The sequence below is a fragment of the Streptomyces flaveolus genome, assembly GCF_044765825.1.
GTDB classification, from domain to species: Bacteria; Actinomycetota; Actinomycetes; order Streptomycetales; family Streptomycetaceae; genus Streptomyces; species Streptomyces flaveolus.
In genome coordinates this window covers 89591-109407 of record NZ_JBIWKU010000007.1, presented here as the reverse complement: position 1 = coordinate 109407, position 19817 = coordinate 89591, and the positions used below count along the sequence as shown (strand labels likewise).

General features: G+C 74.0%; 19 protein-coding genes. 10 read left to right on the top strand and 9 right to left on the bottom strand.

The genetic code is table 11. The annotated features are described in order from the left end of the window. The first annotated feature begins 46 nt into the window (after positions 1 to 46). The 3 genes from ACIRG6_RS22125 to ACIRG6_RS22115 all read left to right on the top strand — a co-directional run bounded on the left by ACIRG6_RS22125 (position 47) and on the right by ACIRG6_RS22115 (position 3136). Entirely contained in the window at positions 47 to 1204 is a 1158-nt protein-coding gene (locus ACIRG6_RS22125) for a sensor histidine kinase (protein ID WP_364819153.1), read from the top strand. Between the two features lie 14 nt (positions 1205 to 1218). Continuing rightward, the gene (locus ACIRG6_RS22120; protein WP_364682166.1) at positions 1219 to 1881 is read left to right on the top strand and encodes a response regulator transcription factor; all 663 of its coding nucleotides are present in this window, start codon (positions 1219 to 1221) and stop codon (positions 1879 to 1881) included. Positions 1882 to 1981: 100 nt separating this feature from the next. Beyond that, positions 1982 to 3136, top strand: coding sequence for an ROK family transcriptional regulator (locus tag ACIRG6_RS22115; RefSeq protein ID WP_239770256.1), 1155 nt, complete (start codon positions 1982 to 1984; stop codon positions 3134 to 3136). 394 nt (positions 3137 to 3530) lie between these two features. On the opposite strand, the gene ACIRG6_RS22110 is transcribed toward ACIRG6_RS22115, so the two are convergent. Both ACIRG6_RS22110 and sigJ read right to left on the bottom strand, forming a co-directional pair. After that, positions 3531 to 4292, bottom strand: a complete 762-nt coding sequence (locus tag ACIRG6_RS22110) for a GntR family transcriptional regulator (RefSeq protein WP_239770255.1) — start codon at positions 4290 to 4292, stop codon at positions 3531 to 3533. Between the two features lie 254 nt (positions 4293 to 4546). Further along, complete coding sequence (gene sigJ, locus ACIRG6_RS22105; RefSeq protein ID WP_364682162.1) at positions 4547 to 5431, bottom strand: RNA polymerase sigma factor SigJ; 885 nt, start codon at positions 5429 to 5431, stop codon at positions 4547 to 4549. A 179-nt stretch (positions 5432 to 5610) separates the two neighbouring features. Here sigJ and ACIRG6_RS22100 point away from each other — a divergent pair, with 179 nt between their 5' ends. Continuing rightward, complete coding sequence (locus ACIRG6_RS22100; RefSeq protein WP_364682160.1) at positions 5611 to 6489, top strand: alpha/beta fold hydrolase; 879 nt, start codon at positions 5611 to 5613, stop codon at positions 6487 to 6489. On the opposite strand, the gene ACIRG6_RS22095 is transcribed toward ACIRG6_RS22100, so the two are convergent. After that, entirely contained in the window at positions 6441 to 7310 is an 870-nt protein-coding gene (locus tag ACIRG6_RS22095; RefSeq protein WP_364682158.1) for an esterase/lipase family protein, read from the bottom strand. The genes ACIRG6_RS22100 and ACIRG6_RS22095 overlap by 49 nt on opposite strands. 140 nt (positions 7311 to 7450) lie before the next feature. After that, positions 7451 to 7942 carry an SRPBCC family protein gene (locus tag ACIRG6_RS22090; RefSeq protein ID WP_403324440.1) on the bottom strand — a complete coding sequence of 164 codons (492 nt, stop codon included), beginning with the start codon at positions 7940 to 7942 and terminating at the stop codon, positions 7451 to 7453. A gap of 219 nt (positions 7943 to 8161) precedes the next feature. On the opposite strand from ACIRG6_RS22090, the gene ACIRG6_RS22085 reads away from it, so the two are divergent. From ACIRG6_RS22085 to ACIRG6_RS22060, 6 genes are all read left to right on the top strand, one after another. Beyond that, on the top strand, positions 8162 to 8809 hold the full coding sequence (locus tag ACIRG6_RS22085) for an HD domain-containing protein (RefSeq protein ID WP_364819156.1): 648 nt from the start codon (positions 8162 to 8164) through the stop codon (positions 8807 to 8809). Positions 8810 to 8858: 49 nt separating this feature from the next. Then, the gene (locus ACIRG6_RS22080) at positions 8859 to 10616 is read left to right on the top strand and encodes an NAD(P)/FAD-dependent oxidoreductase (RefSeq protein ID WP_403324170.1); all 1758 of its coding nucleotides are present in this window, start codon (positions 8859 to 8861) and stop codon (positions 10614 to 10616) included. Between the two features lie 149 nt (positions 10617 to 10765). Continuing rightward, a complete protein-coding gene (locus ACIRG6_RS22075; RefSeq protein ID WP_350718274.1) occupies positions 10766 to 11290 on the top strand; it encodes an RNA polymerase sigma factor in 525 nt (174 codons plus the stop codon). A 52-nt stretch (positions 11291 to 11342) separates the two neighbouring features. Then, positions 11343 to 12116 carry a hypothetical protein gene (locus ACIRG6_RS22070; RefSeq protein ID WP_364819158.1) on the top strand — a complete coding sequence of 258 codons (774 nt, stop codon included), beginning with the start codon at positions 11343 to 11345 and terminating at the stop codon, positions 12114 to 12116. A 96-nt stretch (positions 12117 to 12212) separates the two neighbouring features. Beyond that, the gene (locus ACIRG6_RS22065) at positions 12213 to 13790 is read left to right on the top strand and encodes an ABC1 kinase family protein (protein ID WP_364819160.1); all 1578 of its coding nucleotides are present in this window, start codon (positions 12213 to 12215) and stop codon (positions 13788 to 13790) included. A gap of 49 nt (positions 13791 to 13839) precedes the next feature. After that, positions 13840 to 14721, top strand: coding sequence for an SAM-dependent methyltransferase (locus ACIRG6_RS22060; protein WP_364682144.1), 882 nt, complete (start codon positions 13840 to 13842; stop codon positions 14719 to 14721). A gap of 63 nt (positions 14722 to 14784) precedes the next feature. On the opposite strand, the gene ACIRG6_RS22055 is transcribed toward ACIRG6_RS22060, so the two are convergent. From ACIRG6_RS22055 to ACIRG6_RS22035, 5 genes are read right to left on the bottom strand one after another with little or no spacing between them, the layout of a single operon-like run. Further along, positions 14785 to 16026, bottom strand: a complete 1242-nt coding sequence (locus ACIRG6_RS22055) for a wax ester/triacylglycerol synthase domain-containing protein (RefSeq protein WP_364682142.1) — start codon at positions 16024 to 16026, stop codon at positions 14785 to 14787. A 52-nt stretch (positions 16027 to 16078) separates the two neighbouring features. Beyond that, positions 16079 to 17401 carry an NAD(P)/FAD-dependent oxidoreductase gene (locus tag ACIRG6_RS22050; protein WP_364682140.1) on the bottom strand — a complete coding sequence of 441 codons (1323 nt, stop codon included), beginning with the start codon at positions 17399 to 17401 and terminating at the stop codon, positions 16079 to 16081. Further along, positions 17398 to 17988, bottom strand: a complete 591-nt coding sequence (locus tag ACIRG6_RS22045) for a flavin reductase family protein (RefSeq protein WP_365023326.1) — start codon at positions 17986 to 17988, stop codon at positions 17398 to 17400. Before ACIRG6_RS22045 ends, ACIRG6_RS22050 begins: the two co-directional genes overlap by 4 nt. Then, a complete protein-coding gene (locus tag ACIRG6_RS22040; protein ID WP_351136853.1) occupies positions 17960 to 18427 on the bottom strand; it encodes an aromatase/cyclase in 468 nt (155 codons plus the stop codon). The genes ACIRG6_RS22045 and ACIRG6_RS22040 overlap by 29 nt, the downstream gene beginning before the upstream one ends. 46 nt (positions 18428 to 18473) lie before the next feature. Further along, positions 18474 to 19793: an aspartate aminotransferase family protein gene (locus ACIRG6_RS22035; protein ID WP_403324166.1), complete on the bottom strand. Its 1320-nt coding sequence runs from the start codon at positions 19791 to 19793 to the stop codon at positions 18474 to 18476. Positions 19794 to 19817 lie beyond the last annotated feature (24 nt).

Genomic DNA, 19817 nt, shown 5'->3' with positions numbered 1-19817 from the left:
CGGGCGGGGGAGGCCGGTGGCCGGTGGCGGCTGGCACGATGACGAAATGGTCCGCCTGCTGCGCCCCTTGGCCCGGGGCACGACGTACACACGGTTGCTGCACCTGTGGGTGCCCATGCTCGTGGTGAGTGTGTGGGCGCTCATCGACGACGGGAGCCTGTGGGTGCCCGCGGCGGTGCTGGTCCCCCTGGGGTTCGTCCCGGCGGTGCGGACCGGCGAGGGCGTGCAGGCACGCCTGCTGCTCACGCCCGGCCAAGAGGACGCGGCCTTCTCGGTGGCCCCCTCGGCGAACCTGCGGGACCGGCTGCGCACGGTGGTGTGGCTGGAACTGCGCATGGTGCTGGGCGGCTTGACCACGGCCGCGTGCGTCTGGCTGCCGATCCTCACCGTCGAGCTGCTCCGGCTCGCCCTGGGGCACCGGATCGACGACATGGCGCTCCTGCGGGATGCCGCTCCGCACTGGGCGTACGCGCTCCTCGCGCCGATCCCCGTCCTCGCCCTGTACGGCGCCGTGGTCGGACTCGGGGTGCTGGCGACGGCGGGAGCCCGCGCGCTCCTCGGCCCGTCCGCCGCGGAACGGCTCAGTGTCCTCGAGGAACGCACCGAGCAACTCCTGGAACGCAACCGCATCGCCCGCGAGCTGCACGATTCCATCGGCCACGCGCTGACGGTCGCCGTCGTCCAGGCGGGCGCCGCGCGGGCGGCGGGCGACCCCGCCTTCACCGACCGCGCCCTGACCGCGATCGAGGAGACCGGCCGGGCGGCCCTGGAGGACCTGGAGCGGGTGCTCGGCGTGCTGCGGGAGGCCGAGCGGCCGGTGAGCAGCCGGCCGACGCTCGTGGACGCCGGCCGGCTGCTGGAGTCCGCCCGTGCCTCCGGGGCGAAGGTCGACGCCGAGGTGACGGGACCGCTGGAGACGCTGCCGGGTCCGGTCTCGCGGGAGGGCTACCGCATCCTTCAGGAGGCGCTGACCAATGTGCTGCGGCACGCGGGGGCGGTCCCCGTGCGGGTCCGCGTCCGGGTGGCGGACGGCAGCCTCGGTCTGGAGGTGCGCAATCCGCTGCCGGACGGGAGAGCGGGGCCGGGGCGCGGCAGCGGCCTGCGCGGCATGCGCGAGCGGGCCGCGCTGCTGGGCGGGCGTGCGCACACGGGGCCCGACGACGCCGGTGACTGGCAGGTGCACGTCGAGCTGCCGCTCAGCTGATCTACGCTGGGCGGATGCCGGTCAGAGTTCTCCTCGTCGACGACGAGCCCCTCGTACGCGCGGGTCTGCGTGCCGTGTTGGAGGCGCAGCCCGACATCGAGGTGGCCGGGGAGGCGGCCGACGGGGCGGCGGTCGTTCCGCTGGTGCGGCAGCTGCGGCCGGACGTGGTCGCCATGGACGTCCGCATGCCGCTGCTGGACGGCATCGAGGCGACGCGCGCGCTGCTGCGGACGGTGCCCGAGCCCCCGAAGATCCTCGTGGTGACGACCTTCGAGAACGACGAGTACGTGTACGAGGCGCTGCGCGCGGGCGCCGACGGGTTCCTGCTGAAGCGGGCCCGGCCGGCCGAGATCGTGCACGCGGTACGGCTGATCGCCGAGGGCGATTCCCTGCTGTTCCCCGCCTCGGTGCGGCAACTGGCCGCCGAGTACGGCGACAACGGCGGGAACCGCGCGGCCCGCGCGGAGCTGGAGCGTGCGCGGCTGACCGAGCGGGAGGGCGAGGTGCTGCGGCTGATGGCGCGCGGGCTGTCGAACGCGGAGATCGCCGCCCGGCTGGTCGTCGGTACGGAGACGGTCAAGTCGCATGTGAGCGCGGTGCTGGCGAAGCTGGGGGCGCGGGACCGCACGCAGGCGGTGATCACGGCGTACGAGTCCGGGTTCGTGGCCCCGGGTTGAGGCGCGCCTGCGGGCCGGGGACGGGCGGACCGGCGCTCGCCCGCGGGGAGCGGGCCGAGTACGATCCGGCCAACACGCGCACGAGCTGGGAGGACGGACGTTGGGCGGGCTGACCGGCGGGGATCCGTCGCTGTTGCGGAGGATCAACTCCGCGGTGGTGCTGCACGCGCTGCGTGCCACGGACTGCGCGACGCTGACCGAGATCACCCGGGTGACGGGGTTGTCCCGGCCGACCGTCGAGGGCGTCGTCGAAGGGCTCATCGAGGCCGGTCTGGTCGTCGAGACGGCCGCCGACGACGGCATGGCCCGGCGGCAGGGGCGGCCCGCGCGGCGGTTCCGGTTCCGGGCGGAGGCGGGGCATCTGCTGGGGCTCGAGATCGGGCCGCACCGGGTCGCCGCGCTCCTCGCCGATCTGGACGGACGGGTGATCGGCGCCCAGGCGAAGGACGTCGAGGAGACCGCCCCGGCCGACGAGCGGCTGGAGCGGCTTCGCACCGCGGTCGCCGAGCTGCTGCGCCGGGCCGGTGTCGCGCGCGGTTCCCTGCGGGCCGTGGGGGCGGCCACGCCCGGGATCGTCGAGGCGGACGGCACGGTGCGGCTGGGCACCGCGCTGCCGGAGTGGACGGGGCTGCGGCTGGGCGAGCGGCTGCGCCGTTCCTTCAAGTGCCCGGTGCTGGTGGAGAACGACGCGAACGCGGCGGCCGTCGCCGAGCACTGGAAGGGTGCCGCCACCGAGTCCGACGACGTGGTGTTCGTGCTGGCCGGGCTGAGTCCCGGGGCCGGCGCGCTGATCGGCGGGCGGCTGCACCGGGGGTACGGCGGGGCGGCGGGCGAGATCGGCGCGCTGCACCTGCTGGGCCGGGACGTGACGCCGGAGACGCTGCTGTCCACCACCGACCAGCCGCTGCATCCGCTGGACGAGCAGGCGGTCGCCAAGGTCTTCGCCGAGGCGCGGGACGGCGACCAGCGGGCCCGCGCGGCCGTCGAGCGTTTCCTCCAGCGGCTGGTGCACGACGTGGCGGCGCTGGTGCTGGCCCTGGATCCGGAGCTGGTCGTCATCGGCGGCTGGGCGGCCGGGCTGGACGGCGTACTGGAGCCGCTGCGGCGGGAGCTGGCCCGCTACTGCCTGCGGCCGCCGCGGGTGACCCTGTCGCTGCTCGGCGAGGCCGCCGTGGCGACCGGCGCGCTGCGGCTGGCCCTCGACCATGTGGAGGAGCAGCTGTTCGCGGTGGAGGGCGCGACGGCCCGCCGCTGAACCGCTCGCCGCGGGGCCGCCCATGTCGCTCCGGCGGGCCGCTTCCGTCCGCCGGTACTGCGGCCCGGTGGCCCGGGTGACCCCTCCGTCTCCGGATCCGGCGGTCGCCGGGCGACCGCCGTACGGAGCGACGGCGTGTCCCGGCGCGGGACGAGTCGGAGGCCGGCGGGGCCCGGTGCGCGACAGCCGGAGCTCGGCGCGGACCCGGTACGGACACCCGGAGCCGGGCGCCGGCCCGATGCGGAACAACCGGGGCTGGGCGCGGCCCGGTGGGGGGGCGGGCCGGAGACCCGGCCCCGGCCCGGTGCACGGCCCGGTGGTGCTGCCCGACCCGCGGCCGGCCCTTCGCGCGGGCACCGCTCATGGCAGGGCCCGCCGCGTCGCGGGCCGCGGGTCAGGAGGCCCGGGTCTCGGGGCCGTGGTGGATCTCCATGTCGCCCGAGTCGCCGAAGGTCAGCCGGCAGGTGTCCGCGCGGTAGGTGGCGACGGAGAGCGCCGCGGTGCGGCCGCCGGCGAGGTAGCGGGTGGTGACGACCAGGACCGGCGCCCCGGGGAGGCGGTCGAGCTCCTTGGCGTCCTCGGCGCCGGCCGAGCCCAGCTCGACGGCGTTCTCCCGGCGCTCCAGCTCCAGCCGCTGCAGCTCACGCAGCACGGCACGCGCGCGTGCGGCACCGGAGGGGGCGTCGATGGCGGTGAGGTCGGGCACCGACGCCGAGGGGATGTACAGCAGCTCCGCCGCGACGGGCCGGCCGTGGCTCACGCGGGAGCGGCGGACGGTGTGCACGGGCTCGTCGCGGCCGGTCCCCAGGGCGTCGGCGACGGCCGCGGGGGGTGCCGCGGCGACGCAGTCGGCCGGCTGCCAGGCGTCGTCGGCGGTGCCGGGCCAGGCGTGCTGCCGGGGGCCGACGGCCACGCCCACGCGCGGCGGCGCGACGGTGGTGCCGACGCCGCGGCGGCGCTGGAGCCTGCCCTCCAGTTCGAGCTGTTCCAGGGCCTGGCGGAGCGTCGCGCGGGCGACGCCGAAGCGTGCGGCGAGGTCGCGCTCGTTGGGCAGGACCTCGCCCACCGAGAACTCCGAGTCCAGGGCCTCGCTGAGCATGGTCCTGAGGTGCCAGTACTTCGGCTCCGGTACCGATTCCAACTGCGTGGTCCCCACCCTGTCCTCCGCAATCGCCGTGGTCCGGCGGCGTTTTGGCGCCCTTGTTTATTAAAGGTTGTTGAAGTTCTCTGCGACGATAGGACGGCCCACCCCCTTGGTCAAGACCAATCCTCGATCCCTTGCGCCCGGCAGGGGCGCGGAGCGGGACGGTGTTCACGGGGTGTTCGTACGGGGACGCGCACGTGACACGACGGCGAAGCCCCCGTCGCACGGACGGGGGCTTCTGCCGTGGCGGCCGGTGGCGACGGCCGTCAGTCGGTGGGCAGGGACCGCAGCTTGTCGGGGTTGCGGACGACGTACACCGACTGCACGCGCCCGTCGGCGATGTCCAGCTGGAGGACGAAGTCGGGCTTGCCCGCCGCCAGCACCAGCGCGGCCGGGCCGCCGTTGACCTCCAGGAAGCGCACGGTGGTGTCCGGGGCGTTCTTGCGGGCGGCGCCGACGAGGAAGCGCCCCACCTTGTCCGCGGTCTCCAGCACGCGCAGCGGTGCCTTCGACTTGCCGCCGCTGTCGCCGACCAGCCGAACGCCGGGGGCGAGCATGGCCATGAGCCCTTCGAGGTCGCCCTCGGCCGCCGCGGCGAGGAACCGCTCGGTGAGGTCGCGGCGCTGCGCGGGGTCGACGTCGTAGCGGGGCCGGCGTTCGTCGACGTGCTTGCGGGCCCGCGCGGCGAGCTGGCGCACGGCGGACTCCTCGCGCTCCAGCACGGCGGCGATCTCGGCGTACGGGTAGCCGAACGCCTCGCGCAGCACGAACACCGCCCGTTCCAGCGGTGACAGCGACTCCAGGACGACGAGGACGGCCAGCGAGACGGAGTCGGCGAGCACGGCCCGCTCGGCGGTGTCCGGCACCACGTCGCCGAAGTCGGTGACGTAGGGCTCGGGCAGCCAGGGGCCGACGTACGTCTCGCCCCGCGACGTGATCCGGCGCAGCCGGTCGACGGCGAGGCGGGTGGTGACGCGCACCAGGTAGCCGCGCGGCTCGCGGACGTCGGTCCGGTCGGCCCGGGACCAGCGCAGCCAGGCCTCCTGGACCACGTCCTCCGCGTCGGCGAGGCGGCCCAGCATGCGGTAGGCGACACCCAGGAGGACGGGGCGGTGCTCTTCGAAGACGTCGGTCGAGGCGTCGGTGGTCATCAGCCCATCCCAGCGGACGCGTCCGGTCGTGTCCAGGTGGAACCGACGACGCCACGGGGCCCGTCGGGGAACGGCGGCGACCGGGGGCTACCCGTCGGTAGCTATTGCTGACAGTCTGTCTACGCAACGCCGGCACCGCTCGCGCGTTCCGGCACCACGTGTTCCCGACAAGGAGCCCCATGTCCGCAACGCTCTCCTTCACGGCCCCCACCGAGCACGGTCCGCAGGACATCACCCTCGCCTACGCGCGCGTGGGCGCCGGCGAGCCGCTGCTCCTGCTGCACGGCATCGGTCACCACCGGCAGGCCTGGGACCCGGTGGTCGACATCCTCGCGACGGAGCGTGAGGTGACGGCCGTGGATCTGCCGGGCTTCGGGCAGTCGCCCGCACTGCCGCACGGGCTGCCGCACGACCTGCCGACGACGAACGCGGTACTCGCCGCCTTCTGCGCCGCCCTGGGGCTGGACCGGCCGCACGTGGCGGGCAACTCCCTGGGCGGTCTGCTGGCCCTGGAGCTCGGGCGGGAGAATCTGGCGCGGTCGGTGACGGCCCTGTCCCCGGCCGGATTCTGGTCGCAGGCCGAGCGGCGCTACGCCTTCACCGTGCTGGCGGGGATGCGCCGGACCGCCCGGAGCCTGCCCCTCCCCCTGGTCGAGCGTCTGTCCCGCACGGCCGCCGGACGCACCGCTCTGACCAGCACGATCTACGCCCGTCCCGGCCGCCGCTCCCCCGAGGCCGTGGTCGCCGAGACGCTGGCACTCGCTCACGCCGAGGGGTTCGCCGAGACACTCCGGGCCGGCCGGACCGTCCGGTTCACCGACGACGTCCCCGGCATCCCCGTGACCGTGGCGTGGGGCGACCGGGACCGGCTGCTCCTGCCCCGGCAGGGCATACGCGCCAAGCACGCCGTTCCGCGGGCCCGGCTGGTGCGGCTGCGCGGCTGCGGTCACGTCCCGATGAACGACGACCCGGCGATGGTCGCGCGGGTGATCCTGGACGGCAGCCGCGCTCAGGACGCGAGCGCCCTGAGGACCTCGTTCAGCACGGTCGGGTTGTAGGGCATGCTCACGTGCGGCGTGCGGTCGTCCGGGTCGATGTCCTGGAGGACGATGTTGTTCACGTGGCGGCCCTCGGCCGGTTCGAGGGCGCACGAGGTGTACGGGGTGACCACGTCGTCGTAGCGGGTGGCGATCACGGTGTGCCGGACGCCCTCGGTCGTCTCGCCCAGTTCGGCCAGCTCGCGCTGGAAGGGGTGGTCGTGCTGGAGCTGCGGCCAGGCCGGCACGACCTCGCCGACGCCGCCCTGTTCGACGAGTTCCACCGCACCGGGGATCTGGCGGGCGAGGTTCATCAGGCCCTGGGCGGTGACCCCGTGGTTGCTGGGCGCGATGCCGACGAAGTTGTGCACCTTGGGCCCGCCGCCCAGGGCGTTCAGGTAGTAGCGCGGCATCATGCCGCCCTGTGAGAAGCCGACGATGTCGACCTGCTGCGCGCCCGTGCGCCGCAGCACCTCGTCTACGAAGTCCGCGAGCTGGCGCGCGGAGTGCTTGATGTCGCCGAGGCCGAAGATCACCGGGTTGCCGTGCTGGCCGTAGTCGAGCCGGAAGACGCGGTGGCCGTGCTGCCGCAGCAGGGGGGCGGCCGAGGACCAGGTGTAGCCGCGGTTGCCGAAGGTGCCGTGCACCAGCACCACGGGGCGCGGATGCTCCTCGGTCGCCGGAGTGTTCCAGTCGTCCTCGCCCGCCGGTACGTCGACGGTGGCGATGACCTGGGCGGAGCCGGCCCGCGCGACGGCGGCCGCACGGTGCGGGGCCTCGGTGAGGTCCGTGACGACGTCGTCCGAATTGACGCCGGGAATACGGGGGTTCGGGAAACTCACGACGCTCTCCCTGTCGTTGGGAATACCGCTGGGGTCGCTCTGACTTCCCAGTCTCGCGTCCACGTAATTCCGCAACGATCCCTCGATCGGGGTAAAGAATTCCTTCCATCGAGTAAATAGGGTTCGTTCATTCGAATAGTTCAGACGGCCACTCGCGCGGCGGCGCGGCGCAGCAGGCGCACGTACCGGCCGCACGTGACGGGATCGGCGACCCGCCCGGTCAGGGCCCGCTCGGCGCAGTCCAGACTGTGCCGGAACGCCGCGTCGTGCAGCGGCCGGACGATCAGCGCCCAGGCCACCCAGCGCACCCCGCGGGGACGCACCACGAGCGTGTTGCGCAGCACGCTCCGCCCCGCGTCCAGGCGTTCGACGCTGAACTCGTGGAAGCCCTCGAACCCCCGCGGACCGGTGAACCGGAACCGCACCCAGCAGCCGGGCACATAGTGGCTCACCACATAGCGCACCGGCCCGTGGCCGCCGGGGACGCCGACCGCGAGCGGTCCTTCGAAGCGCACGGGCGGCCAGCCGGGCGGCCAGAGGAGGTCGTTCTCGCTGCCCAGTGAGTCGATCAGGGCGCCCACCCTTTCGGGCGGGGCGGGCAGCGAGCGTTCATGAACATTGAGCACGGCGATCACGGAATTCAGCATGCCCGTACGCGTTCGGCCGATGTCCCCCCGAAAGACAGCCGGACATGCGCGCTCGGAGCGCGCGTTCCGGGCCGCGCGCCGCCGCACACGCGCCAACGCGCGGTCAGGGACGGGTTGTTGCGCTTGGGGGTCCGGTGGGGCCCCGAGCGTAAGGACAGATGAGACGGACACAGCCGTACGGCTTACCGCGAGGGGGAGTGGGTCATGACCGCAGGGGGCGAAACGCCCGAGCCCGGTGACGGCGGGGCCGGTCGGTCCTCCGTTCCGCCGGACGCGCTGCCCGGGGCATGGCAGCCCCTGCTCGGCCGGCCCGCCCTGGCGGAGCTGCTCGGCCATCCCCTCGTGGGTGCCGCCCTGACGGAGATGTGCCGGCTGCCCCCGCACGTCGCCGTGCACTCGCTGCGGACGTTCCTGCTGGCCGACGCCTGTGCGCGGACCCGGGGGACGGCCTGCGACCGGGTCGGGCTGCTGGCCGCGGCGGCGTTCCACGACGCCGGGCTGGTGGAGCGCGGGCCGCTGAGGCGCGGCGGATTCCCTGGCCGCGGCGCCGAGTTGCTCGACCGCTTCCTGGCCGGTCACCGGGTGGGTGCGGGACGGCGCGAGGCCCTGACCCGGGCGGTGCGCGAGCACATGCGGCCGTTCCCCGCGCGCGACGCCGGGCCCGAGACGCGGCTGCTGCACTTCGGTGCGTGGCTCGACGTCACCGGGCGCGGCGAGCGCCTCGTGCCGGGCGACCGGCGCCGGTTGTCCGAGCTGGCGCCCACTCCCTGGTTCGCCGTCTCCTTCTGCGCCCGCGTGGCCGCCTGCGGGCTGCGCCGGGTACTGCCGGGTTCCCCGGTCGCCCACCGGTGACCGGGCAGCACGGCAACTCGCTCTTCCCGTCGCGAAAGGAACCTCAGACATGCAAGAGGACCAGCGTGTTTTCGATGTCGCCATCGTCGGTGGCGGCATCGGCGGGACCATGCTGGGGGCCGTGCTCGCACGTCACGGCGTGCGCGTGCTGCTGCTGGAGGGCAGCGGACACCCCCGCTTCGCCATCGGAGAGTCCACCGTTCCCGAGACCACGTTCGGCCTGCGGGTGCTGGCCCGCCGCTACGGCGTACCGGAGATCGAGCACCTGGCGACCAACGGGGCGCTGCGCCGGCACGTGTCGTCGAACTGCGGGGTCAAGCGCAACTTCAGCTTCGTCTACCACCGGGAGGGCGAGCCGACCCGGCCCGACGAGTGCACGCAGTACCCCACCTGGGGGCCGCCCCTCGGCCCGGACTCGCACTACTTCCGGCAGGACGTGGACGCGTACATGTTCCACGTCGCCGTGTCCTACGGCGTCACCGCGTACACCCACACCCTCGTCGACGACGTGAAGTTCGAGGAGGACGGCGCGACCCTGGTCACCCGGGAGCGCGGCACCTTCCGGACGTCGTACGTCGTCGACGCCGGCGGGATGCGCGCCGTGCTGCCCGAGCGGCTCGGGCTGCGGCAGGATCCGCCGTACCGCACACGGTCGCGCACCATCTTCACGCACATGGTGGACGTACGGCCCTTCGACACCGTGGCGCCGCCGCGTGAACAGCACGGCATGCCCAGCCCGTTCAGCCAGGGAACGCTGCACCACATGTTCCGGGGCGGGTGGCTCTGGGTCATCCCGTTCGACAACCGGTCGACGAGCACCAGCGAACTGTGCAGCGTCGGCGTCAATCTCGACCTCGACCACCATCCCCGCCCCGACGACGTCTCGGCGGAGGACGAGTTCTGGCAGCACGTGCGCCGGTTCCCCAGTGTGGCGCGGCAGTTCGAGAAGGCGCGGGCGGTGCGGCCGTACGTGTCCACCGACCGCACCCAGTTCGCCTCGCAGCAGGTGGTCGGCGACCGGTGGTGCCTGCTGCCGCACGCCAGCGACTTCATCGACCCGCTCTTCTCCAGCGGCCTCGCGGTCACCGTGATGGCGCTCAACGCCCTCGGCCACCGGCTCATCGAAGCCGTGCGCCAGGACGACTTCGACACCGCCCGGTTCGCGTACCTGGACCACTGGACCAAGCGCATGTTCCGGTTCTACGACGACCTGGTGTCGTGCAGCTACATCGCGTTCGACGACTTCGACCTGTGGAACGCCTGGAACCGGGTGTGGACCATCACCACGCTGTACGGCACCAACGCCCAGAACCAGGCCGCCGTGGCGTTCGAGAGGACCCACGATCCCGCGTGCTTCGACGCGTTGGAGCTGCCGCCGTACCGGGGTCTCCAGGGGGTCGACAACCCCTGGGTGGAGCGGCTCTTCGACCAGTCGAGGGACGCCGTACTCGCCTACCGGGCAGGCGAGTGGACGAAGGACCGGACGATCGCCCGCATCTACGAGCTGCTGCGCGAGAGCGGGCTGTGCCCGGCGGTGTGGGGCACGCTGGACCCCGAGGACCGCTGCCCCTCCGGCGTGTTCACCCTGTGGCCGCTGATGAAGATCCTGCTGTGGGGCAGGTTCCGCTCACCGCGGCACGTCCGGGGGTCCTACTTCACCGGCGGTGCGCGGATGGTGGGGAAGGAGGCCGTCCAGGCGTACACCACCGAACTGCGCGCCGGGGGCTCCCAAGTGCACCAGACCGTGCGGGACATGTGGGTCAACTGGAACCGCGACTGGGCCCGGCGGCCGGCGCCGCGGAAATGACGGCGAAGAATCATCCCTTCCGACCGGCGGAGGCACACATTCCGGTTTGCCGCTCCAATGCCTCGGGTAGGAAAACCACACGGTCGGCAAATGGAAAGTCGACCGAGGTTCTCCCTGCTCGATCCGAGAGACAACGGGCTGCAATCCAAATGGTGCGACATTCCACCTTTCAATCGCCCGCTGAATGCTCCTGGGAAGACATCTTCCAACATCAGGACCGCCTCATGCGGTTGGTTCGGCGAAGACTGCCAAGTTTTCAGGACGCCGAGGACTGCGTTCAGGAAACGATGGCCCGCGCAGCCGCCCACGCAACGTTGGACAGGAATCGGCTCGGTGCCTTCCTGACGTCCGTGGCGCTTCGCCTCTGCATCGATTTCTACCGTGAAACGGAGCGCCGCAGCAGACTCCTGCAGCGTGCGGCGCCCCTGGACGCCTCCGGCACCACCGAGGAGGACGTCTGCGACGAGGACTTCGGCAGATGGCTGCTGGGCCAGGTACAACATCTGCGCGGACGGGAGCAAGAAGTCATACTGGCCCGCGCCAAGGGGATTTCCACTGCGGAATTCGCCCGCATGCACAACATCTCCGTCAAAGCGGCCGAGGCCGCCTTCACCAGGGGCCGCGCACGGCTGAAGAATGCCTGCGCAAAAGCCTTGGAAGGCTGCGCCCGATAACACCGGAAGCAGCTTTCCGGTCATCCCAGAGAAACGGAAAGGAACCCCAGTCATGTCCAACAACAAGAACATTCAGGATATCTTCAAGGACCTGGTCGGAAATATGGCCGACAGCGGGAAGGAGGCGTTCGACGACATTCTCAACCGGCCGGACAAGCCCGGGTCGTCCTGCTCCGGCAACCCGGTCGACACCCTCGCGGGACTGCCCGCCAACGCGCTGGGCGCGCTGGCCGGCGCGGTCAACCCGGCCACCGCGCTCGCGGGCGCCGCGAACCCGCTGGCGGTCCTCGCGGGCGGCGCCAACCCGCTGGCCGCGCTGGCCGGCGGCGGCGGCACGGGCAACCCGTTCGCGGGCCTCACCCAGGGAGCCGCGAGCCAGCTGGGGAACATCGCCCACGCGGCGCAGAACCCCCTGGCCGCGCTCACCGGCGCCGCGGGAGGGGCCAACCCGCTCGCGGCCGTCGTCGGAGCGGCCAATCCGCTCGCCGCGCTCAGCGGAGCCGGCAACCCGCTGGCGGCGCTGGGCGGTGCGGCCAACCCGCTCGCCGCGGTCGGCGGCGCGGCCGGAGCCCTGGGCGGCCTCGGTCAGCCGGCCGGAGGTCTCGGACACGCCGCCGGCGGGGTCGGCGACCTGATGTCGCTCCCCTCCCAGCTCACCCAGCTCCTCCAGGTGCTGCCCAAGCTCATCGAGGCGCTCCAGGGCCTGCAGAACCTGACCAACCTGCCGGCCCAGGCCGGACAGCAGGGGCTCGCGGCGTTGCAGGGCCTGACCGGGCAGCAGGGCGGCGGCCATGCCCCGGGCGGACCGTCCTCGTCGCCGAGCTGAACCGGCCGTGCCGCCGTCCCGCCCGGCCGGCTCCGCTCCGCGGAGCGCGCACCGCCGTGCCGTACCCGGCTCCCGATCTGAGGAGGATCACACACGATGACGTCTGTCGTCGGCGACCGGCTGCGTCTCGTGGTCAAGGTCCTGGGCAGCCTCGTCGCCGACGAGGTGGGGCAGGCGACGCGGCTGCGGAGACGTGCGCGACGCGACGCGTGGTCCCCGGCGGAGGGTGCCCCCGCCTCCGCCGGGCCGGGTGCCGGCGTCCCGGCCGGGTCCGAGCAGCGCCGCGCCAAGGCGGTGCGGCAGGCGCTGGAGAGCCTCGGCCCCTTCTACGTGAAGCTCGGCCAGATCCTCTCCACCCGGCCGGACATGGTCCCGCAGTCGATCCGGGACGAGCTGCAGAACCTGCACGACCAGGTGGACGTGCAGCCCTTCTCGGTGTTCGAGCCGGTGCTGGCGCGGGACCTCGGCCCCGACTGGAAGCTGCGCTTCGACGACGTCGAGACCGTCGCCCCGCTCGGGGCGGCGTCCCTCGCGCAGGTGTACCGGGTGACACTGCCCGGCGGACGTCCGGCCGTGGTGAAGATCCAGCGGCCCGGCATCCGCGAGGGCGTCCTCGCGGACATGGCCCTGATGCGCCGGGCGGCGAGGATCGTGGCCCGCGTCGCGCCCCGCTTCAACGAGGTCATCGACATCGAGGCGATGCTCGGCTCCGTCTTCGACGCGATGGAGCCGGAGCTGGACTTCAACGGCGAGGCCCGCAACATGGACGAGGCCCGCGAACACATCCGGCCGTTCCGCTCGCTGGAGGTGCCCCGGGTGCTGCACTCCAGTCCCCGGGTCCTCGTCCAGTCGCTGGCCGGCGGGACGTCGGTGCGGCACATCGACCGGAGCCACTTCACGGACGACGAGCGCACCGAGATCGGCAAGGACCTGCTGCGCTTCATGTACCACGGGTACTTCGTGCACCGCTTCTTCCACGCGGACCCGCACGCGGGCAATGTCTTCGCCGCGCCCGGCGGGCCCGCGACGGTGATCGACTGGGGCATGGTCGGCCGCCTGGACCGGCGCACCAGTCTGCAACTCCTGCCGCTGTTCATGACGTTGGCGCAGAACGACGGCGCCGGGCTCGCGCAGCACTGGGCGGAGATGGGCCGGATGACTCCGTGGGCCAACATGCCGGCGTTCGCCGCCGACATGGCGGCCTTCGTGCCCAAGGTCTCCCATCTGTCGCTGGAGGACATGAACTTCGGCGTCTCGCTCACCACCGTGCTGGCCAAGGCGACCAAGCGGGGCATCGGTTCGCCGCCGGCCGTCTCGCTGCTGGGCAAGTCGTTCGCGAACCTGGACGGCTCGGTGCGCTGTCTGGCTCCCGAGATCACGCTGCCGGAGGTGTTCCAGGGCGAGGTGCCGAAGATCCTCCTCTCGCTGGGCCGCGAGTTCCTCGGCCGCAACCAGTTCGCCCGCAACTCCATGGAACTGCTGCTGGCCGCCGTCACCAGCCCCGAGCAGGTCCGCGGAGTGCTGTCCGACTTCGCCAACCGGCAGTTCGCGCTGAACATCCACGAGCCGCGGACCCCCGCCGCGATGGGCGGCCAGCGGCCCACCCGCCCCTCCGGCGGACTGCTGGCACTGGGCGCGCTCGCGGTCCTGCTCAGCCGTCGCCGCTCCCCCTGACCGGGCCCCGCGCGCCGACGGACCGACACCACTGACACGGAGGTTTGCCATGCCGGACACCGCACGGCCCACGCCCCCGCCCGCACCGGGCGCCCTCCTGCCGCCGGACGGACTCTCCCGCGTCGCCCTCTGGACGGCGTCCGCGCACGCCGCGGAGTACGGCCGGACCGCGCCCTGCGTCCGCGACCCCTGGGCCGCCGGCTTCCTGCGAGCGGCCGGCTTCACCGGAGGCCCCCCGGGCGACGGCCCGCTCCAGCGGCTGCTGCCCGACTGGGCGGTGGTGCGCACCCGCTTCTACGACGAGCACCTGGTGGCCGCGGCCCGTGCGGGCTGCCGCCAGGTGGTATTGCTCGGAGCCGGTCTCGACACCCGCGCCTTCCGGCTCGACTGGCCCACGGGGGTGCACGTCTTCGAGGTCGAGGACCCGGCGCTGCTGGCCTTCAAGGAGCACGTGCTGGACGACGCCCCCGCGTCCTGCGGGCGCCGCAGCACCGTCGGTGCCGACCCGGCCGGTCCCTGGGGCGAGGACCTGCTCGCCGCGGGCCTGGATCCGCGCCGGCCCACCGCGTGGCTGTGCGAGACACACCTCTACCACCTGCCTCCGCGCACGGTGGAGTCCATCGTCGGCACGATGACGGAGCTCTCCGCACCCGGCAGCACCTTCGGCGCGGAGTGCGTGAACGCCGGGTCCGTCTCCTCGTCGTTCGTGGCGCCGTTCCTTCAGGCGCTGTCGGCCACCGGCATCTCCTGGCACTGGCAGCTCGCCGACCCGGAGGGCTGGTGGGCGGAGCACGGCTGGGACGCGCGGGTGGCCGACCTGTTCACCCTGCCGTACGTGATCCAGCGGCTGGCGCCGTATCTGCCGCTGCTCGGCGAGGCCGCGGCGAGGTGCGTGTTCCTGACGACCGGGACGCTGGGCGGGCCCCGCTGACCGGACGGCACGGCGGGGCCCCGAGCACATACGCCCGGGGCCCCGCCGTGCCTCCCTCGGGCGCTATGGCCGTTCCAGTTCCAGCAGCGCCGCGAGCCACAGGTCCGGGAGCTCGTCGGCCGTCGACAGCGCCTCGTCGTGGATCACGGCGAGGCAGGCCGTGTCGTGCTGGCTGGTCAGCGTGGTCAGGCAGCGGATGCCGGCGCCGAGCCCGGAGTAGACGACGGCCCGGCGGGCGGTGTTGCCCTGGTGGACGAGGGCGCTGCCGAAGTTCACGCTGCTCACCGGTCCGGCGACGGACCGGCCGTTCACCATCCGGGTCCCGATCCGGGCGCCGACCGCCCGCGGTCCGGTCGTGAGCATCAGGCGCAGGGCCTCGCGCTGCCGGCCGGTGCGCAGTGCGTCGGTGCGGGCCTTGACGCGGTGCAGGGCGTGCCGCGGGGACGGCGCGTCGCAGGGCAGCAGGACGCGTGCCACGACGAGCCGGTTGCCCGGGGCGCACTCCTCCCCGGGGCCCCGCACCGACATCGGGACGGCGACCGGCAGCGGCGGATGACCGGAGCCGGTGTTCTTGCGGTGCCACGTGCCCACCGCGTGGGCGAGTGCGGCGAGGAAGACGTCGTTCACCGTGGCGCCGTGGGCACGGCCGACGGCCCGCAGCCGCGCCACCGGGACGACCGCCTGGCACATGTCCGTCCGGCCGTCGGGCGGGACGTCGAAGCCCGGTTTGCGGACCGGGCGGAAGGAGGCCGTCACGTCGCCGACGGCACCGGCGAGGCCGCTGAGGGCCGGCCAGCCGCGGCGGTGGGCCGGCGGCCCGCCGCCGGGGTCGTCGTCGAGCAGGGCCCGCGCGGTGTGCGCCGCTCCCACACCGTCCTGGAAGGTGTGGTCGGTGCGGTAGCACAGGCTGTGCCCGCCGTTGGGGCCGTGCACGAGCCACACGTCCCAGGGAGGCCGGACGTCCCCGCCCATGGGACGGGAGAGCATCAGCCGCCCGGCCCCCGAGCCGTCGTCGTCCCCGGGCAGCCATGCCTCGTGCACGTGCTGCTCCACGGCGATCCGTTCGACCCTGGAGAACGTCCGGTTCGCCCGGTCGATGCGGTAGCGCAACGCCGGGATGCGGTGGGCGCGTTCGGCGACCCGGGCGCGCACCGAGTCCAGGGTGGGGGCGCGGCCCGGGAACCCGAACAGGAAACCGGCCGGCAGGGGTCTGCCGCCCATGGCCAGGTGATAGGCGACGTCGGCGGTGCCCATGGGCAGGGACGCCGGCAGACCGCCGTCCGTGCCGAAGCGGGGGTGGCGCATCGGGGACCTCTCTGTGGGTTGCAAGGACATGGCTACCGTCCCGGGCGGGCCGTCAGCACGCGTGACGCGCGGCGTGCCCGAGCACGTCCACGTACGCGCGCAGCAGGGGCCGGGCGGGTCCCCGCACGGGCAGGCGCGGGGCCCTGGAGCGGTGCCAGGGCAGCGGTTCGCCGGGCTCCGGTTCGCGCAGCAGGGCCGCGGCCACGTGCGCGCCGTGCGCCACGGACAGGGCGAGGCCGTGCCCGCAGCAGCCGCCGATGTACCAGACGTCCTCGTGGCCCGGGACCGGCCCGACCACGGGCAGGTCGTCGCCGGTCATGCCGATGCGGCCGGACCAGCGGTGGGTGACCCGTACCCGGGCCAGGTCGGGGTGCAGGGCCCGCAGCCACCTCTCCAGCCGGCCCCAGGCGCGCTCCCGCAGGGCCTGGAGCCGGGGGGCACCGAGCCCGGCCGGGACCGTGGCGGTGCCGCCGCCCGCCACCAGGCCCCGGTCCGGGAGCAGCCGGAAGTACGGCGCCATCGGCACGGCGTCGACGACGGCGTGCCCGGCCTGCCCGCCCAGTGCCTCGTACGCCGGGGCGCTCAGCGGCTCGGTGGCGACGGCGTACACCTCCAGCGGGAGGATCGTGCCGACCGGCAGGTCCAGGGCCCCGGCGGCGGAGTTGACGGCCAGCACCGCCTGACCGGCGTAGAGCCGGCCGTGCGGGAGGACCAGTTCGGGGCCGACCAGGTCGCCGGGGCGCAGGGCGAGCAGCGGGCTGCGGCCGTAGAACCGTACGCCCTTGTCGGCGCAGGCCCGGGCGAGGGCGCAGGTCAGGGCGGCCGGGTCGAGGGTGGCGGCGGGGCGGTGCAGGAGAGCGGCGCGGTAGGGCACGCCGACGCGGTCGCGGATGCCGGCCCCCGTGAGGACGGGGACGTCCAGGCCGAGTTCACGGCACGCGCGGGCCTGGCGGGCGAGTGCCACCAGGCCGGCTGCGGAGCGCGTGGCCATGAGCTGCTCGCCGGTGCGCAGTCCGCAGGGCACGTCGAGGCGGGCGCACAGGTCGAGGACGTCCCGCACCGCCCGCTCGCCGGCCCGGTGCATCCGGCGGGCGGTGTCCGGGCCGAAGCGGCGCACCGCGCGGTCGACGGCGGGGCCGGCCCGGGGACCGAGCAGGCCGGTGCCCCGGCCGCTGGCCCCGGCGACGGGCTGCTCGGCGTCCACCACGGCGATGTCGAGCCCGGGGGCGCGTTCCGCCAGGTGGTAGGCGCAGGACAGCCCGGCCAGACCGGCCCCGACGACGGCCACGTCCGCGGTGACCACGCCGTGCAGCTGGGGGTACGGCGGCAGCTCCACCGGGTCCCAGTACGGCGTTCCGGCCGGCAACCCGGTCATCCGGCGGCGTCCGGCACCGGCTCGGTGAGGGAGCCGAACCGGCGGTCGTGCCACAGCAGCGGCCGTCCGCCGCCGACGTGCACGGCGGCTACCCGGCCGACGACGAGGTGGTGGTCGCCGTAGCGGCGCACGTCCTCGGTCAGGCAGACCGACCAGGCGAGCGCGCCGGCCAGCACGGGGACGCCGAGCACCTGCCGGGTGCCGGTCCCGGCGAACCGCTCGGCCGCGGTCGTCGTCGGGGACGCGAACCGGCCGGCCAGCTCCTGCTGCTCCTCGCGCAGCAGGTGCACGGCGAAGGCCCGGCGGGCGTGGACGGCGGCGAGGGTGCGGGAGCCGTCGCGCAGACAGGCCAGCAGCAGCGGCGGGCGGGCGGAGAGCGAGGTGACGGCGGAGACGGTCATGCCGAGCGGGCCGTCCTCGCCGCGGGCGGTCACGACGGTCACCCCGGCGGCCAGTTTGGCGTAGAGGCCGAGGCAGCGGGCGGCGCCCGGTCCCGGTTCCTCGTGCAGTGGATCGGCGGCCGGGGGCGGGGCCGCCGTCCCGGTGGTCGCCGTCCGGTCAGCCACGAGCCGCAGCCGCGCGCTCATCGATCACCTCCGCGCCCGCCAGGCCCCGCAGCACGTGGGCGATGTTGGTGCGCACGGTCGACTCCGCCACCGGGTCGAGGATCTCCGCCAGGGAGGGGATGCCGAGGTCGAAGGCGGCGGTGAAGACGACGAGCGTGCCGCCGTCCCGCGCCTCGCAGCGCCAGCTCCCCTCGAAGGTCTGGAAGTCGCCGCTGAGCTGCTCGAAGGCGAGGGAGTACGTCTCGGGCGAGTAGGTGTCGCGTTCCCGCCAGCGCATCAGGCCGCCCCGGAACTCGACGGTCCAGTCCGAGAGGGTGGACCCGTCGGGCAGCGGCGGCTCGACGGACACCTCGCGGAAGGTGTCGCTGTACTCGGGGTAGCGGCGGAAGTCGCTGATGCGGCGGTAGACGTCGGCGGGTGCCAGTCCGTCGGCCAGGGCGTGCAGGACCACATGGCGCATGGGTCGTTCGGTTCCTTCCCGGAGGGTGGTTGTCCAGACGCTGGTGTCACCCGGCCATGCGGCCGGCCGTGCTGTGCAGGGCCTCGGCGAGGGTGGTGAGGAACAGGTCGAGCTCGGTGTCCTCGACCACGGCCGGCGGGGTCAGCCGCAGCACCCGGGTGGAGTTGAGGGAGTGGTTGACGAGCACGCCGCGGGAGATCAGCTCCAGCAGGAGTTCGCCGACCGCCTGTTCCTCGGCGAACTCGATGCCGATCAGCAGTCCCCGGCCGCGCACCTCGCGGACCAGTCCGCCCTCGTACGGCGCGCACACGGCACGTACGCCGGCGAGGATGCGCAGACCGAGCGCCGCCGCCCGGGCCACGGTGTTCTCCTCCTCCATCGCCCGTACGGCGGCGAGGGCGGCGGCGCAGGCGATCGGGGAGGCGCCGAAGGTGGAGGTGTGCAGGTAGGGGTCGCGGCTGAAGGGGCCGTAGGCCTCGGCGGTGGCGGCCATGGCGGCGACGGGTACGACGCCGCCGCTGAGGCCCTTGCCCGCCAGCAGCACGTCGGGGCACACGCCCTCGGCGTCGACGCCCCACCAGGTGCCGAGCCGTCCCATGCCGGTCTGGATCTCGTCGACGACCAGCAGGGCGCCGTACGCCCGGCACAGGGCCCGCACCTGGCTCAGGTAGCCGGGGCGGGGGATGCGTACGCCGCCCTCGCCCTGGACGGGTTCGACGATGACGCAGGCCCGGTCGCGGCGGGCGGCAAGGGCCTGTTCGAGGTCGGCCGGATCGTCGTAGGCGACCTGGGTGACGTCCGGGAGCAGGGGCTGGAAGGGCGTCTGGTAGGTGTCGTTGGCGGTGACGCTGAGGGCGCCGAGGGTCTTGCCGTGGAAGCCCTTGCGGGTGGTGATCACGGAGGTGCGTCCGTGGGCGCGGGCCAGTTTCAGGGCGGCCTCGGTGGCCTCGGCGCCGGAGTTGACGAAGTGGACGTGGTCGAGGCCGGGCGGGGTGTGGGCGGCGAGGGCCTGGGCGGCGAGGGCGGCGACGGGTTCCAGGAAGACGCGGCTGGCCAGCGGGTGGATGTCGATCTGGCGGTGCACCGCCTCGACGACGGCCGGGTGGCGGTGGCCCAGGATGAAGACGCCGTAGCCGCCGAAGTCCAGGAAGCGGCGGCCGTCGTCGGCGTGGATCCAGGCACCCTCGGAACGGACCTCGGCCATGCCGCCCATGACCCGGCCCATGACGGCGCGGCCGGTGCCGATGTGCTTGAGGTAGAGGCCGACGACGTCGATCCGGCCGGACGGCGGGGTGGAGCTCCGGACCGGGGGGCCCGCTTGGCCCGCGGACGCGGAGCACGGCGGCCCGGCCACCTCGGCGGACACGGAGCACTGAGGCCCGGCCGCCTC